The 14,655-nt window shown below is 72.4% G+C and carries 15 protein-coding genes; 4 read left to right on the top strand and 11 right to left on the bottom strand.

All coding sequences use genetic code 11. From position 1 onward, the window contains the following. Positions 1–22: 22 nt before the first annotated feature. Both SSPS47_RS29390 and SSPS47_RS29385 read right to left on the bottom strand, forming a co-directional pair. Positions 23–976 (bottom strand): LamG-like jellyroll fold domain-containing protein, encoded by a 954-nt coding sequence (locus SSPS47_RS29390; RefSeq protein WP_164253587.1) that lies wholly within the window; start codon positions 974–976, stop codon positions 23–25. Further along, entirely contained in the window at positions 966–2,423 is a 1,458-nt protein-coding gene (locus SSPS47_RS29385) for a PQQ-dependent sugar dehydrogenase (RefSeq protein WP_164253586.1), read from the bottom strand. Before SSPS47_RS29385 ends, SSPS47_RS29390 begins: the two co-directional genes overlap by 11 nt. Before the next feature lie 272 nt (positions 2,424–2,695). On the opposite strand from SSPS47_RS29385, the gene SSPS47_RS29380 reads away from it, so the two are divergent. Continuing rightward, on the top strand, positions 2,696–3,316 hold the full coding sequence (locus SSPS47_RS29380; protein ID WP_147876424.1) for an LAETG motif-containing sortase-dependent surface protein: 621 nt from the start codon (positions 2,696–2,698) through the stop codon (positions 3,314–3,316). A gap of 137 nt (positions 3,317–3,453) precedes the next feature. Here the strand turns inward: SSPS47_RS29380 and SSPS47_RS29375 are convergent, their stop codons facing one another. The 4 genes from SSPS47_RS29375 to SSPS47_RS29360 form a co-directional block, all read right to left on the bottom strand. Beyond that, on the bottom strand, positions 3,454–3,999 hold the full coding sequence (locus tag SSPS47_RS29375; protein ID WP_147876425.1) for a ferritin-like domain-containing protein: 546 nt from the start codon (positions 3,997–3,999) through the stop codon (positions 3,454–3,456). 45 nt (positions 4,000–4,044) lie between these two features. Continuing rightward, positions 4,045–4,317, bottom strand: coding sequence for a DUF5133 domain-containing protein (locus SSPS47_RS29370; RefSeq protein ID WP_164253585.1), 273 nt, complete (start codon positions 4,315–4,317; stop codon positions 4,045–4,047). Between the two features lie 124 nt (positions 4,318–4,441). Then, positions 4,442–4,975, bottom strand: a complete 534-nt coding sequence (locus tag SSPS47_RS29365; protein ID WP_164253584.1) for a type 1 glutamine amidotransferase domain-containing protein — start codon at positions 4,973–4,975, stop codon at positions 4,442–4,444. A 78-nt stretch (positions 4,976–5,053) separates the two neighbouring features. After that, positions 5,054–6,898: a transketolase gene (locus SSPS47_RS29360; protein ID WP_164253583.1), complete on the bottom strand. Its 1,845-nt coding sequence runs from the start codon at positions 6,896–6,898 to the stop codon at positions 5,054–5,056. A gap of 202 nt (positions 6,899–7,100) precedes the next feature. Here SSPS47_RS29360 and SSPS47_RS29355 point away from each other — a divergent pair, with 202 nt between their 5' ends. Next, a complete protein-coding gene (locus SSPS47_RS29355; RefSeq protein ID WP_164253582.1) occupies positions 7,101–7,928 on the top strand; it encodes a helix-turn-helix transcriptional regulator in 828 nt (275 codons plus the stop codon). A 77-nt stretch (positions 7,929–8,005) separates the two neighbouring features. On the opposite strand, the gene SSPS47_RS29350 is transcribed toward SSPS47_RS29355, so the two are convergent. From SSPS47_RS29350 to SSPS47_RS29335, 4 genes are all read right to left on the bottom strand, one after another. Beyond that, complete coding sequence (locus SSPS47_RS29350; RefSeq protein ID WP_164253581.1) at positions 8,006–8,176, bottom strand: hypothetical protein; 171 nt, start codon at positions 8,174–8,176, stop codon at positions 8,006–8,008. A 74-nt stretch (positions 8,177–8,250) separates the two neighbouring features. After that, positions 8,251–8,622: a hypothetical protein gene (locus tag SSPS47_RS29345; RefSeq protein WP_164253580.1), complete on the bottom strand. Its 372-nt coding sequence runs from the start codon at positions 8,620–8,622 to the stop codon at positions 8,251–8,253. 155 nt (positions 8,623–8,777) lie between these two features. Continuing rightward, positions 8,778–10,904 carry a phage holin family protein gene (locus SSPS47_RS29340; RefSeq protein ID WP_164253579.1) on the bottom strand — a complete coding sequence of 709 codons (2,127 nt, stop codon included), beginning with the start codon at positions 10,902–10,904 and terminating at the stop codon, positions 8,778–8,780. Positions 10,905–11,043: 139 nt separating this feature from the next. Beyond that, on the bottom strand, positions 11,044–11,448 hold the full coding sequence (locus tag SSPS47_RS29335) for a hypothetical protein (RefSeq protein ID WP_147876432.1): 405 nt from the start codon (positions 11,446–11,448) through the stop codon (positions 11,044–11,046). A 300-nt stretch (positions 11,449–11,748) separates the two neighbouring features. Between SSPS47_RS29335 and SSPS47_RS29330 the strand changes: the two genes are divergently transcribed. After that, entirely contained in the window at positions 11,749–12,540 is a 792-nt protein-coding gene (locus SSPS47_RS29330; protein WP_164253578.1) for an MBL fold metallo-hydrolase, read from the top strand. A gap of 11 nt (positions 12,541–12,551) precedes the next feature. Further along, positions 12,552–13,226, top strand: a complete 675-nt coding sequence (locus SSPS47_RS29325; protein WP_203558119.1) for a VTT domain-containing protein — start codon at positions 12,552–12,554, stop codon at positions 13,224–13,226. Between the two features lie 170 nt (positions 13,227–13,396). Here the strand turns inward: SSPS47_RS29325 and SSPS47_RS29320 are convergent, their stop codons facing one another. Then, on the bottom strand, positions 13,397–14,647 hold the full coding sequence (locus SSPS47_RS29320) for an aminotransferase class I/II-fold pyridoxal phosphate-dependent enzyme (protein ID WP_164253576.1): 1,251 nt from the start codon (positions 14,645–14,647) through the stop codon (positions 13,397–13,399). Positions 14,648–14,655: the final 8 nt, after the last annotated feature.

The following is a 14,655-nucleotide window of genomic DNA, read 5'->3' as shown; positions in this document are numbered from 1 at the left end:
GCTGTCTGCCCCGTCCGTCCCATTATCCTCGCGTGCGCCGGTACTGCGACATGATCTCGTCGGGTGTGAGCACCCGGTCGAAGAACATCAGGTCGTCCATCCGGCAGTCGCAGGGATTGCCCTCCTGGGTGTTCTGCGGATAACTGCCGCCGATCTTGATTCCGCGCGGATCGGTGGGCGACGCGGCGTCGGGCTCCGGTGCCCCCTCCACCGCCCAGGGGTCACCGGCCACGACATGCCGGCCGGGCAGCGGGCGGCCGTCGCGGTACAGCGCCATCGTGCCGGTGTCGAAGTCGAACGTCGCCGCGAGTGACACCCACGTGTCGGGCGGCAGGATCTCCCGCCAGTCGGCGTCGGCGGCAAACGTCTGCGAACTCCCGTTGTCCACCCGGCGGCCGAGCGCGACGACCTTCATCTCCCCTTCCACCGTGATGAGTTCGAGCAGGGCGCGCACATCGTGGCCCTGCGAGGTGCCGGAGAGGATCCCGGCGAGGCCGATCGCGTTGTAACGGTCGCCCGGATCAGCGGTGTTGGAGTTCGGCGCGGGATTGCCGGCGGTCATCCTGAACCAGCCCATGACGGTGGTCTCCCGCGCGCCGCTGAAGGCGCGCAGGGTCGGCACCCCCTGCGGGCCGTACACGCCCGCCTTCCAGTCGTCGCTCCCGGCGGTCTCCGGCGAGACCTGTCGCGTGCGCAGGACCCGGCCGGGCCGCTCGTCGTCCCTCACCCGGGACTGGGCGCCGCCGTTGACGAGTTCCAGTGTGGTGCCCGACCGGCCCCGGTCCCGCTCGCGGGCCGGGTCACCGGGGACGGGGTGCTCGAAGTCGTACGCGGCGACCGGGCGAGGCACGTGTGCGGGTCCGCCCGTGCTCCGGCCGGCGGGTGCGTCCGCCGGGGCGAACCCCGTGACCAGGAGTGTCGTGGTGAGGGCGACGGCGAGGGCGAGCCTGCCGCGCCCCGCTGGGTCAGCGCGCATCGGTCACCTTCCAGATCTTTCCGTTGGCCTTGGCGAGCACGTACAGCTCACCCGCGCGGTCCGTGCCGAACCGGAGGTCGACCCGGTCGTCCCCCGCCAGTTCCGCCATGGAGGTCGTCGCGCCCGCCGCGTCGACGACCTTGAACTGGTGCACTTCGGCGAGCGGCCCGCCGCGGCGCATGTCGGCCACCTCGGAGTAGAGGATCCGGCCGCCGACGCCCTCGCCGTACACGTACTTGCCCCGCAACTGCGGGATCTCCGCGCCCCGGTAGACGAAGCCACCGATCAGCGCGTTGCCGCTGTCGGCGCACGGTGTGGCCGGCGGCGGCACGTGGTCGAAGGCCGCGACCGGATAGGTGTAGCCGTACTGCTCGTCGTTGTCGGGGAGTTGGTAGACACCGCAGGTCGGGTTGCCCTCCTTGCGGTACTCGAAGGGCCCCTCGCGGTCGCTCCAGCCGAGGTTGTCACCGGCCCTGACGTCGTAGACGGACTCGATGCGGTGCTCCCCGATGTTCCCGACGAACAGCTGTCCGTCGCCCGCCGAGTCCCAGCTGAAGCGGTGCGGGTCGCGGAAGCCGTACGCGTAGATCTCGCCGAGCACGTACTGCCGGTGCGTGAAGGGGTTGGACGGCGGGATGCCGTACTTGCCGCCGGGGCCGTTGTGGCCGCTCGGGTCGATGCGCAGGATCTTGCCCTGCGGTACGTAAAGATCCTGCGGTACGGAACTGCGCCAGCCCGCTCCGCCGTCGCCGGCCGCGATGTAGAGCAGCCCGTAATCCTCGTCGCCGGGCCCGGCGTTGGGGTTGAAGTCGATCTCCTGGATGTCGTGGATCGTGCTCTGGAAACCGAGCCGCATCACCTCGCGGCGCGAGCCGTCGAAGGTCGCGGCGGCCGGGTCGTCGGCCGTCCACTCCGTGACCACGCTGTGGACGACCGTGACTCCGCCGGAGGGCAGGTCGGGACGCTTCTTGAGCGCGTCCCTGGCCTCGGTGTGGACGGTGTAGAACTTGCCGTTGTCCCCGAACTCCGGGTGGAACGCGACGAATCCGAAGCCGCTGCCGAGTCCCTGGTGGGACCAGAAGTCGGGACCGAAGGCCGCGCCGACGTCCAGATACTCGGTGGGGGTGCCCGCGTCGTCCAGCAGATGCAGCTTGCCGTTGAGGTCGGGCACGTACAACCGGCCCGAGCCGTCCGGGACTTCACCGACGAAGTTGATCCGCGCCCAGCGCTTCAGCCGGTCGTCGGTCGGCGGTGGTACCGGTTCGGACTTGGGGAGGGTCGAGAACTCGTCAAGAACCAGGCCAATTTCGGAGAGCGTCGGATCGGGCAGCGGATCGGCGATCGGCCCGTCCTCCCGCGCCACGGCCGGTGGCACGAAAAGCGCCATCAGCAACACCCCCGCCGCGATGGCCAGTCGGCTTCTGCCTGTTGTTCCGGGCTTGGGCATCCCGCTCACCTCATCGGCTCGGACGGCGCGGTCCGTATGATCCCGGACCGCGCAGAAAGCGCTTCCCGCAAAGCATCTGCGCCAAGTTACAAACGAGACAAGGGCACGGCAAGGGGCCGGGAGCGAGCAAAGTGGCGTGGGCATCGATTTCGGGCACAACAGCCCCATGGGACGGTCAAGTCGGCAGGGGTGCGTGCGAAGTGGGTCCCGAATGGCGGTACTGTGCGCGCGCGCCGCCATCCCGGCCGGCGCAGTTCCCGCGGAGGATTTCAGTGACTGTATTCAACAGATCGTGGCGACGCCCCGGGGCGCTCGTGACGGTCGCGGCGGCGAGTGCGCTCGGCGTCGGCCTCTTCGCCGGCCCGGCGGTGGCGCACACCCCGGCCTGGGCCGTGACCTGCTCGGAGGTGAGCGTCGATCTCGTCAACTACACCGCCGACGCCGAGAACACGGTGACCCTGACCGTCGACGGCAAGGAGCTGCTGCCCACCGAGAAGTTCGGTGGCGAGTTCCACAAGAAGATCGAACTGCCCGAGCACACGAAGGAACTGAAGCTCCACCTCGTGGTGGTGGACGGTTCGGGCAACGACGGTTCGCTCAACGACACCAAGACCGCGCCGGTCTGCGAAGGCACCGAGCCCGAGCCCGAGCCGTCGACGACGCCTCCGGACGAGCCCACGCCGCCCGCGGAGGAGCCGAAGCCGGAGCCGGAGCCGAGCAAGACGACCGGCGCCGCCGTGCCGTCGTCGCAGCCGAGCCCCGCCGGTGACGACCTCGCCGAGACGGGTTCCTCCAGCACCACCCCGCTGATCGCGGGCGCCGCGGCCGTCATACTCGTCGCCGGTGCGGGCATCACGTGGGCCGCGCGCAAGCGCCGCACCGTGGGTAACTGACCCACCGCGCGGCCACCGCCGACGACTGCCGACCGAAGGCCGAACCACCGCCGACGGACGCAGAACCGCCGTCGGCCGACGGGCACTTGAGTGCCCGTCGGCCGGCGGCGGTGTCGTTGCCGGCGGCGCACCCCCGGTCAGGACTTGGCACCGGCCGGCAGTCGCTCCAGCAGTCCGCGCAGGTCGTCCGCGTGCTCCTCCTCCTGCGCGAGGAGATCCTCGAAGATACGGCGCGTGGTGGGGTCACCGTCCCCGAGCCACTGCGCGATCTCCGTGTAGGCCGCGATGGCGACCCGCTCGGCGACCAGGTCCTCCTTGATCATCTCGATCAGGTCCAGGCTCGCGTCGTACTCCGCGTGCGAGCGCTTGGTCAGTGTGTCCGGGTTGAAGTCGGGCTCACCACCGAGCTGTACGATCCGCTCGGCCAGCCTGTCGGCGTGCTGCTGCTCCTCCCCCGCGTGCTCCAGGAATTCCGCGGCGACCGGCTCCGCGTACAGTCCCGTCGCCGTGTAGTAGTGCCGCTTGTAGCGCAGGGTGCAGACGATCTCGGTGGCGAGCGCCTCGTTCAGGACCTGGATGACGCGGCCGAGATCCGCCCCGTAGGCATCCGTCACCGGTCCTTTCTCGATCTCCTTGCGCGCGCGTTCGCGAATCGTCCGGATGTCGGTGAGGAATTCGGCCATGCCCGTTCACGCCCCTTCTTTCCGGCTGCCGCTGTCCGCCGGGCCTCAGAATTCGCCGGCCCCGGAGATTTCGGTCGCCCTGCGCGCCTGGGCCGCTTTACGCGCCCGCACTCCCCGATGGCCTCTGCCGAGATACGACTCCGCCGCCCGGATCGCCTCGTGCGCGGTGCGGTGTCCCATCAGCACGCACAGGGTGTAGGCGGCGTCGTCCAGCCGCCGCCTGCGCACCGAGTTGTGCGGCTCCTGGAGGACCAGCCGCTCCCAGATCCGGTAGCGGCGCAGAAGCTGGGCGAGCCGGGCCTTGTCCGGCAGAAGCATGCTCGTCTCCCGATCCCGAGGTCGGCCCGGCTGCCCGGGCGGACGCCCGACAGACGTTGTCCGGCTCGTCCACATTGCGCCGATCGCACGGCGTACGCAAACGGGCGCGTTGTGTAACAAATCCTCAGGCGTCGAAGACGTCGATGAAGACCGAGTCGAACGCCTTCAGATCGTCGGGCCTGCGGCTGGTGACGAGGGTGTTCGGCCCGTCGGTGCAGATCTGGACCTGCTCGTCCACCCAGGTACCGCCCGCGTTGCGGATGTCCGTCCGCAGACTCGGCCAGGAGGTCAGGGTCCTGCCGCGCACCACGTCCGCCTCGACCAGCGTCCAGGGGGCGTGGCAGATCGCCGCCACCGGCTTGCCCGCGTCGAAGAATCCCCTGACGAAGGCGACCGCCCCATCGTCCGTCCGCAGGGCGTCCGGGTTGGCCACGCCGCCGGGCAGGACGAGTCCGTCGAAGCCGTCGACCGTGCTGTCGGCCACCGTCGCGTCCACCGGGAAGGTGTCGGCCTTGTCCAGGTGATTGAAGGCCTGCACCCGGCCCGCCCGGGTCGAGACGAGGACGGGCTCACCACCGGCGTCGACCACCGTCTGCCAGGGCTCGGTCAGCTCGACCTGCTCGATGCCCTCGGGGGCCATCAGAAACGCGACGCGCATGGGGACTCACTCCTTCTGTGCTCTGTGTTCGACTCTCTTGCGCGATCCCGGTCGGGCCGGCGCTCGCGTGCGCCGCCGTCAGCGCACCACGGCGGTCCCCGTCAGCAGCTTCACGGCGGCGGCGATCGAGTCGGCGTCGATGCCCGCACCGCGCAGCTGCTCGGCCGGGGTCGCGGAGCCCGGCATGTTCCGTACACCGAGCCGCACCAGGCGGGGCGCCGGCCTGCCGTCGGAGAAGACCTCCGCGACGGCGTCGCCGAGGCCACCCTGCGGGTGGTGGTCCTCCACCGTGATCAGACATCCGGTGTCGGCGGCGGCGGCCTGGAGGGTGACCTCGTCGGCCGGTTTGATCGAGTACATGTCGACGACCCGCACGGCGATGCTCTCGGCGGCCAGCAGATCGGCCGCCTTGAGGCACTCATGGACGGTGATCCCGGAGCCGACGAGCGTCATCCGGTCGTCGATGGAGTGGCGGAGCACCTTGCTGCCGCCGACGGGGAACTGCTCGTCGGGGCCGTAGACGACCGGTGTCTTCCCGCGCAGTGTGCGCAGATAGCAGACGCCCTCCAGTTCGGCCATCGCGGCGACGAGCCGGGTCGTCTGGTTCGCGTCGCACGGCTGGAGCACCGTAGTGCCGTGCAGGACACGGAACATGGCGAGGTCTTCGAGGCCCATCTGGGAGGGCCCGTCCTGGCCGATGGAGACCCCGGCGTGCGAGCCGACGACGCTGATCGACGCACGACTGACCGTGGCCATCCGCAGGAAGTCGTGGGCGCGGGTGAGGAAGGCCGCGAAGGTGGAGGCGTACGGGATCTGCCCGCACGCCTGCATGCCGACGGCGGCGGCCACCAGCTGCTGCTCGGCGATGTAGAGCTCGAAGTACCGCTCGGGGTGCTCCTTCGAGAAGAACTCGGTACGGGTCGAGTCACCGACCTCGCCGTCGAGCGCGACGATGTCGCCGCGTGCGGAGCCGAGCGCGGTCAGGGCCTGCCCGTAGGCGTCACGGGTGGCGATCTCGTCACCCACGTCGAAGCGCGGCAGGTTCAGATGGCCGACCTCGGTGCGGGGGTCGGTGGCCGCCGCGTCGGGCTTGCGCACCTCGACCCGCAGGTTCCGCCGGCCGCCCAGCTCCTCGATGGCGCCCGCCGCGTCCGGCAGGGGCTTGCCGTGCTTGCCCTCCTTGTCCTCGACGGCGGCGACTCCCCGGCCCTTCCTGGTGGCGGCGATGATCGCCGTCGGCTCCCCGACCGTCGAGCGGGCCTCGTTGCAGGCCGCGTCGATCGCGTCGATGTCATGGCCGTCGACCTCGATGGTGTGCCAGCCGAAGGCGTGCAGCCTGCGGGTGTAGGCGCCGAGGTCGTGCTCGTGGCGGGTGGGACCGCGCTGGCCGAGCCGGTTCACGTCGAGGATCATCGTCAGCGAGTCGAGATGCTGGTATCCGGCGTGCTCGGCGGCCTCCCAGATCGAGCCCTCGGCCATCTCGCTGTCTCCGCAGAGCACCCAGACCCGGTACGGGACCTTGCCCAGCCGCTGCCCGGCGAGCGCCATTCCGACGCCCACCGGCAGGCCCTGCCCGAGCGAGCCGGTCGCCACGTCCACCCAGGGGAGCCGGGGCGTGGGGTGGCCTTCGAGCCTGCTGCCCTGCCTGCGGTAGGTGCGGAACTCCGACTCGTCCACGGCACCGGCCGCGAGGTACATGGAGTACAGCAGGGGTGACGCGTGCCCCTTGGAGAAGATCAGCCGGTCGTTCCCCGGGTGGTCGGGCCGGTCGAAGTCGTACGTGAGGTGATTGGCCAGCAGTACGGCGGCGAGGTCGGCCGCGGACATGGACGAGGTCGGATGACCGGAACCCGCCATGTCGGCGACCCGGACCGAGTCCACCCTGAGCTGCTGCGCCAGTTCTGTCAGAAGTTCGGTACGCATGTCACTCCTCACCGGATACGACCGGGTGCGGCCGGACGGGCGGACGGTGGCTTCCCGGCTGCCCTGGTGCCCGGGGAGTGCGGCGGCAAACGGGAGTCACTCCTGGTTTCGCCCCTTGACAACCAGATTGCCCCACCTGGGAGGAGCCCGCAGAACACCGGGTCCGGGGCGGCTCCGTCCCGGACCCGGCTACCGTCCGGGTATGACATCTCGCGCGTCGGGTACGGAGGTCGGTCCACTCCTCAGGGGCTGGCGTGAACAGCGCCGGATCAGCCAGCTGGAGCTGGCCCTGCGCGCCGACTCGTCAGCCCGTCACATCAGCTTCGTCGAGACGGGCAGGTCCCGGCCGAGCGAGGCGATGATCCTTCGGCTCTCGGAGCATCTGGACGTACCGGTGCGGGAGCGCAACACCCTGCTGCTGGCGGCCGGTTACGCGCCACGGTTCACCGAGACGGCGATGGACGACCCGTCGATGGCGGTGGTGCGGGAGGGGCTGGAGCGGCTGCTGCGGGGGTACGAGCCGTATCCGGCCCTCGTCGTGGACGGAACGTACACGCTGGTGGCGGCCAATCGGGGCCTCGCCCTGCTGATGGAGGGCGTGCCCGAGCATCTGCTGGTGCCGCCGGTGAACGCGATGCGGGCCATCCTGCACCCGGAGGGGGCCGCGCCGCGTATCCGCAATCTCCGGCAGTGGCGGCTCCATCTGCTGCACCAGATGGAGCGGCAGATCGCGCTGGCCCGCTCCGAGGAACTGCGGGCGCTGTACGAGGAGGTCGCCGCGTATCCGCCGCCCGAGGGGGTCGGCGACGGGCCGGAGGGGGCCGAGGACGCCCAGGACGCGGCGGCGTTCGCGCTGGGGACGTTCGCCCTGCCGCTGCGGATCGAGCACGGGGGGCAGGTGCTGACCTTCCTGTCGTCCATCTCGACGTTCAACACACCGATGGACGTGACGGTCGCCGAGCTGGCGATCGAGACGTTCCTGCCGGCCGATCCCGCGACGGCGAAGTACCTCATGTCCGCCTTGGGCTGAGCACGCCGGGCCCGGCCCCCGGCACCGGAGAGGGTCCGATGCCGGGACGTCCGATCCGCGAGCCGACAAGACGCCCCCTAGGACCTGTCGTGTCCGTCCCGGTGCGGGCGCGGCTCGGTGATCAGGTCGTCGGGGGCGGCCGGGGGCGCGGCGGGTGTGGGCGCCGGGGCCTCGGTCCCGTGCTCGGCGGAGCGCGCGGCCTCGGCGCGCAGCAGGGCGTTGAGTACGGCGAAGGGGTCGATGGGCATGGCTGTGTCCTCGCGGTGCGATGGGGGTTGACCGGCTGGATGGGGTCGACGGGCACGCGGGCGTGCCGGACCTCTCAGCAGCGCAGCACCACACGGCGGACGGGCGGCGCCGCGACCGGCCCGGTCCTCGACGAGGCGGCGGCGGAACCTCCGTACGGAGGCCGCGACGGCCTGCGGTCCCTCCCGGCGCGTGGGCCCGCCGCCCGGCTGCCGGCCCTGGCCGAGGCGGGCTGCGCCGCCATCGCCGTGTCGTGGTGTCCCTCTCCAGCGGGCTCGGGCGGCGTCGAGGCGGCCGGCCGGGGTTCCGCGCCGCGCGCGGCCGACGCGCACGGGTCGAGCGACATCCCGAGGAGGGCGAGCAGCACCAGCAGCAGCACAACGGCGCGGGCGGGGGGACGGCCCGCCGTGGCGGGCCGGGGGCTGCGCGGTTCCAGGGCGCTGTTCACTCGGCACGACCTCCTGATCGTGCATCCTGTGCCCGTGGACGCCGCCGTGCGCGCCGGAGGGGCGAGAAACGCTCTCCTGGCGGACGCGGGTTACGCCGACCCGGGCAGGGCCGCCCCCAGGCGCGGGAGCGGGTCCCGGTGCTCCCCCGCCTGGCTCAGGTTCCCTCGGGGCTCGGCTCCGTCTCCTCGCGGGGCACGACCGCCGTGGACGGCGTCAGACCGAGGGGGACCTGCGGTCCCAGACCGTCGTACAGCCAGCGCTTCAGCACCGTGTGGACCTGCTCCGCGCCCACCAGCTCGCCGCCGCCGGGCACGGGCGGGGGCAGGGTCAGGGGCGACAGCAGGAAGGCGTTCGACTGCTCGCCGCCGAGCCCTCCGTGGGAGCCGATCTGCTCCTCGAACGCGTGCACCCGGCCCGTCGCCGGGTCGTACATCGAGTTGACCATGATGTCCGCGACATGCGGGAAGGTGTCGGTGCGCCGGACCGCGTCGGCGGCGCCCGGCCCCATCGTGGCCAGCAGCCCCGTGTCGTCCAGCTTGGCGACCGGGATCTCCGCCCCGGCGGGGCCGAGCACCACGGAACCGTTCGCCTCGCTCCGTACGAGGAGGAAGCCGATGCCCGGATGGTTGGCGAGGGTCCGCAGCAGCGCGGGGTGACGTTCGTCGATCTGTTCGCGGCTCATCCGCTCCGGGACGTCCGGGAAGGAGATCAGCCCCAGATTCCCGGAGGCGAGCACGATCGGGTCGGAGCCCCGCGCCGACCGCTTCTCGTCGCCCTCCTCGCCCTCCTCGACGGGGCGGTGGAGCGCCGTCCGTACGGCGTCACGGGCGGCGTCGCGCGCCTCGGCGCCGCTCTTGGTGCGCACCGCGCGGCGCGGTACGGGCAGTCCGCAGCCGGCCCGTACGAGATCGCGGAGCGTGAGCCCGTACCCGCCCAGGAAGGTCTCACCGGGGCTCTGGCCGTGGTCGGAGAGGAGCACGAGCCGGTACGAGCGCGGCGCGTGGTCGGCGACCTTGGCCAGCAGCGCGATCGAGCGGTCCAGCCGCTCCAGGACGCGGGTGGCGTCGCGGCTGTGCGGTCCCGAGTGGTGGGCGACCTCGTCGTACGCGACGAGGTCGGCGTAGACGGCGGCGCGGCCGGCCAGCATGTCCCCTATCACCGCCGCGACCACGACGTCCCGCTCGACGACGGTCGCGAAGGCGCGGATGAAGGGGTAGAGGCCGCCCCGGCTCACCCGCGGCCGGTCGCCGCGGATCCTCGCGTGCGTCGACTGGCCTATCTCGCGGCAGACCTCGGCGACGAAGGAGACGGCGGTGCGGACGGCGTTGGCCGGGTCGGTGAAGTACGCGAAGTACCCGGCCCGTGAGCGGGTCGCCCTGCCGCGCCGCGCGGCCATCGACAGGACGAGCGCGAGCTGGTCGGCGCCGCCGCTGAAGAGGTTGCCGCGGCTGGCGCCGTCGAGGGTGAGGAGCCCGGCGTCGCGGGTGTGCTCGACGGCCCGGCGCTGGAGTTCGGCGGCACTCGCGGGCCGGTTGCTGACCATGCTCCGCCCGCTCTCCTTCTCGTACCAGCGGAAGGCGGGGACGTCGTGGTTGCTGCCGTGCAGGATGCCGAGCTGGCTGGCGCCGGTCTGGCTGGACCAGTCGGTGCGCCAGGGGGTGAGCCGGTGGGTGGGGCGCTCGCCGAGCCAGCCGGCGACGGTGGGCATGTGGCCGTCGGCGACGGCGTCGAGCAGCACCTGGTGTCCGACGCCGTCGAGTTGGAGGAAGAGGGTGCCGGGCGACGCCGTGTAGCCGCGGCGGGCGCTGTCCTCGCCGCTGCGGCGCCGGCGGCGTTCGGCGAGGCGCGAGAGCCTGCGGCGGTAGGCGTTGTCGTCGCGTACGGCGAGGGCGGTGGAGGTGGCCGACGCGACGGCGGACATGACGGCGGCGACCACGATCGCGTTCTCGGGGTCGGCGGCGCCCCCGCCGTCGGGGGTGGATTTGAGCGCGACCAGCAGCAGGGAGCCGTTGAGGAAGAAGACCAGCAGCCCGAGCAGCAGGGCGGGGACGAGCAGCAGGGCGCGGACCAGGAACGGCCAGACGAGCGCGCTGAGCAGGCCGAAGGCGCCCGCTCCCCAGGCGGCGGTGAGCGCGGTCCTGGTGAGGCTGTCGTCGGCGCCCTGGAGCTGGAAGTCGGGCAGGATGCCGGCGAGCGCCAGCATGGTCAGGGTGGAGACCGCCCATACGACGACCACTCGCACCAGGGCCCTGCCGGCCGTCCGCCCTCGCCCCTTGAACACCGCGTCTTCACCTCACGTCCAGGGCCCGCACACGTTCACGGGCTCGCTCCACAGCCTGACACAGCGCGCGGCGGGGCCGGTCTTCTTCAGGAGGCGCAGGCGGGCGAGGGACGTGGCAGCGAGCGGCGGGCGGGCGCGTTCAGCAGCCGTCGTACCCGGCGGTGGGCATGGAGAGCCTGCGGTGGACCTTGGCCTTTGACGTGGCGTCGTAAAGAGGTTCGTCCGTTCCCACGGTCTCCACGGGGACGCCGCGCCGCTCGCACTCGGCGTAGAAGGCCGGGACGGAGGCCAACGCCCGGTCGAGCACCCGCTCGTTGGGGACGACGAACGCGTCGATCAGACCGGCCTCGACGTCGACCCAGAGCGCGTGGTGGTCGGAGCGCATCCCGTAGAGGAGCAACTGCCGTGTGACGACGTATCCCTTGTCGGCGGCCCAGCGTGCGCACATCGCCTGCTGGCCGCGGATGTCCACCAGGAACGGCTCGCGGTCGAGTTCTTCGAGCGGGGTGAGGCTGGCTATCGCCGCCACTCGTAAATCGCCCATGTATCCGGCCCCCCGCTCAGCTGCACCCGACCGCTCCCCCGAAGCCGCCCCCTGTCCCCCGGTGTTCGACGACACTACTCCGATCGGGCCTGCTTAAGGAGGCGCGTACCGGGCACGGGTGGGCGCATGGATGTGCCACAGGCGCACGCCCTCAGGCGTGCGGGGTCAGCCGCGCAGGTCAGGGGCGCGGGGTCGGGGGCCGCGAGCCGTCCCCCGCCCGTACGACCCCGGTATGACGCCGCTTCGCCGTGCGTCCGCCGTACGCTGAAGACCTGATACGGACGGAGCTGAGGTCCCGCTTTGGGAAATGTCATCACCTGGTGGGGTCATGCCACCTGCACCGTCGAGGACTCCGGGGTCCGGGTGCTGACCGACCCCCTCTTCGCACGCCGGCTGGCGCATCTGCGCCGCCGGCGCGGTGACGTGCCGCCGCCGGAGGCCGCCGTGGCCGACGCCGTGCTGGTCTCGCATCTGCACTCCGACCATCTGCACCTGCCGTCGCTGGCGAAGCTCGCGCCGGGCACCCGGCTGATCGTGCCGCGGGGCGCGCGGCGGGCGGTTCCCGGACTGCGGCGGCTGGACGCCGTCAGACGGACGGGCGGTCTGCGGATCACCGAGGTCGGGGCGGGCGACGAGGTGGAGATCGGACCGCTGTGGGTACGGGCGGTGCCCGCGTACCACGACGGGCGCCGGCTGCCGGTGGGGCCGCAGCGCTCCCCCGCGCTCGGCTATGTGATCACCGGTGAGCGCCGGACGTACTTCGCGGGCGACACCGGCCTCTTCGACGAGATGGCGGACGTCGTGGGCACGGTCGACGTGGCGTTGCTGCCGGTGGGCGGCTGGGGGCCGCATCTGGGCCACGGTCATCTGAACGCCGACCGGGCGGCCGAGGCACTGCGCCGCCTCGCTCCGGGCGCGGCGGTGCCGGTGCACTACGGCACGTTCTGGCCGATCGGCCTGGACGGGGTCAGACCGCACGAATTCCATTCGCCGGGCGATGAGTTCGTCCGCCTCGCGGCCCGGCGCGCGCCCTCAGTCGCCGTGCACCGGCTTCAGCACGGCGAGAGTGTGCGGCCGGGAGCCACCCTGTGATCGACCAGCTCATGAGCCAGTTGCCGTCGGAGTCTGCGCAGCAGGCGGTGACCTATCCGTCGCTGTTCCTGCTGGTGGCGCTGGGCGCCCTGGTGCCGGTGGTACCGACGGGCGCCGTGGTGAGTTCGGCGGCCGTGGTCGCCTTCCACCAGACGGCGCCGCTCGCGCTGCTGTACATATTCGTCGTCGCCTCGTTCGCGGCGTTCCTCGGCGACATCGCGCTCTACTGGCTGGGACGGCGCGGGGTCAACTCGAAGAACGGCTCGCGCTGGCTGGCGGCGCTGGAGCGGCGGGTCGCGGACGACACGCTCGAGGAGGCACAGCGCAAGCTGCGGGAGCACGGCGTGACGGTGCTGGTGCTGTCGCGGCTGGTGCCGGCGGGGCGGATACCGGTGATGCTGGCGTGTCTGGTCAGCCGGTGGCCGACGACGCGGTTCACCAAGGGCGCGCTGCCGGCGTGCCTGGCGTGGGCGGCGACGTACCAGCTGATCGGGATCCTCGGCGGGTCGCTGTTCGCGGAGCCCTGGGAGGGTGTGGTGGCGGCGGTGGCGCTGACGGTGCTGATCAGCGGTGGCCCGGCGCTGTGGCGAAGGCTGCGGGGAAGCGGCAAGGGCTCGGACGGAAAGGGCGGCCCGACGACGGGCGGTCGCCCGGTCGCCGACGGTCCGGCGGAGCGGGACGGCTGACAGGCGCAGGGTGCGCGGGAGCGTCCGCCGCACAGCGGCTGATGTCCGTGTCGGCCGCGGCCGCGAGGCGGAGGTATGCGGCACCGTGCCGGTTGACGACCACCCGGCGGGCTCTCCGGCGGTGCGTGTCGTCTCCCGGTCCCGGCCCGGTTCCGTCGTGGAAATCCCGTTCAGCGCGGTTCGAGCGCCTCTGCCAGAACCGTCGTCAGGACCCTCAGTGCTTCGGCCACGTGCGGCAGTTCCAGCGGGTCCGCCGCGGTGAGGGACTCCGTTCGCTCCTCCGGGGTCGACCCGAGCAGCGGTCCGGTGGCGAGCCGCACCCGCAGCGCGCCCAGTTCGTCGCCGAACCGGTGGCCGCCGGGGACCTGGATGCCCAGCCGTTCGCCCAGGAACTCTTCGAGTTCCATGGAGTCGCCGACCCCGCGTGCGGCGAGACCCCGGCGCGCGGGCCCGAGGTCCGCGTAGAGGTGGCGGCCCGCCTGTGGCGGTCTGGTCAGCGCTCCGGCGGTGAGCACGGCGTGGTGCACGGCGCCCGCCACGCGCGCGTGCAGCGCCGTCGCGGCGGCGACCCGCCCGGTCACGGCCGGCGGCTCGTCCAGCGCGTGGGCCGCGGCGGCGGCGACCGGCCCCGCGACGAGCGCGCCCAGCGCGGTGAGACGGTCCAGCGTCCTGGCCCTGCGCACGGCGCCGCCGGACGTGGCGGGGAAGCGCGCGACGGCGGCGGGCCACGACGCCGGGGTGAACGCGCCCGCCAGGTCGAAGAAGACCGTGACGTCGTCGGGCCACATCTCGGCGGGGCTGAGCGGCACGCTCTCGTGCGGCCGGTGCAGGGTGTCGCGCCACGTCTCGTCGCTGATGATGTGCATGCTCTCACCGACGGCGGCCTCGCACGCCTCCCTGAGAAGCTCGGGCGGGGCGACGGTGCCGGTCGGGTCGTCGGCGATCGAGAGCAGCAGGAGCCGTGGTGTGCCGCCCTCGGCCCGTACCCGGCGCACCGTCTCCAGGAGGGCGTAGGGATCGGGTACGCCGCCGCACTCCGCGGGTGTCGGCACCTGGAAGACGGGCCGCCCCAGGAGTCTGGCCTGCGGCGCCCAGGAGGCCGGGTGAGGGCGGGGCATCAGGATGTCGCCGCCGTGGGCGGCGAGGAGCGCGAGGAGCAGCGGCTGCGGGCCCGCCGCCACCGCGGCCTCCTGGGGGTGCGTGGGCAGGCCGCGTCTCGACCAGTAGCCGCAGGCGGCCTCGCGCAGGACGGGCCCGCCACCGGGCGGCTCCGGCGACGTACGGTCCGCCGCGTCCGCGAGTACGGCGACGAGTTCGGGCAGCGCCGGCAGGCCGACGTCCGGGGCCAGTGGCCCGTACCGTACGGGACCGCGTCCCTCGTGGACCGGCCCAGGAGTCCCCGCCGTTCCCGCCGTCGCCATGCCCGTCT

It is taken from the genome of Streptomyces sp. S4.7, from assembly GCF_010384365.1.
Lineage (GTDB): Bacteria > Actinomycetota > Actinomycetes > Streptomycetales > Streptomycetaceae > Streptomyces.
This window is presented reverse-complemented; position numbering and strand designations above follow the sequence as displayed.

Excerpts from the sequence above, each read along its gene's own strand:
- SSPS47_RS29390 (WP_164253587.1), bottom strand. The coding sequence starts at position 976 with ATGCGCGCTGACCCAGCGGGGCGCGGCAGGCTCGCCCTCGCCGTCGCC.
- SSPS47_RS29385 (WP_164253586.1), bottom strand. The coding sequence starts at position 2,423 with ATGCCCAAGCCCGGAACAACAGGCAGAAGCCGACTGGCCATCGCGGCG.
- SSPS47_RS29375 (WP_147876425.1), bottom strand. The coding sequence starts at position 3,999 with ATGGCCGAATTCCTCACCGACATCCGGACGATTCGCGAACGCGCGCGC.
- SSPS47_RS29370 (WP_164253585.1), bottom strand. The coding sequence starts at position 4,317 with ATGCTTCTGCCGGACAAGGCCCGGCTCGCCCAGCTTCTGCGCCGCTAC.
- SSPS47_RS29365 (WP_164253584.1), bottom strand. The coding sequence starts at position 4,975 with ATGCGCGTCGCGTTTCTGATGGCCCCCGAGGGCATCGAGCAGGTCGAG.
- SSPS47_RS29360 (WP_164253583.1), bottom strand. The coding sequence starts at position 6,898 with ATGCGTACCGAACTTCTGACAGAACTGGCGCAGCAGCTCAGGGTGGAC.
- SSPS47_RS29355 (WP_164253582.1), top strand. The coding sequence starts at position 7,101 with ATGACATCTCGCGCGTCGGGTACGGAGGTCGGTCCACTCCTCAGGGGC.
- SSPS47_RS29350 (WP_164253581.1), bottom strand. The coding sequence starts at position 8,176 with ATGCCCATCGACCCCTTCGCCGTACTCAACGCCCTGCTGCGCGCCGAG.
- SSPS47_RS29335 (WP_147876432.1), bottom strand. The coding sequence starts at position 11,448 with ATGGGCGATTTACGAGTGGCGGCGATAGCCAGCCTCACCCCGCTCGAA.
- SSPS47_RS29325 (WP_203558119.1), top strand. The coding sequence starts at position 12,552 with ATGAGCCAGTTGCCGTCGGAGTCTGCGCAGCAGGCGGTGACCTATCCG.
- SSPS47_RS29320 (WP_164253576.1), bottom strand. The coding sequence starts at position 14,647 with ATGGCGACGGCGGGAACGGCGGGGACTCCTGGGCCGGTCCACGAGGGA.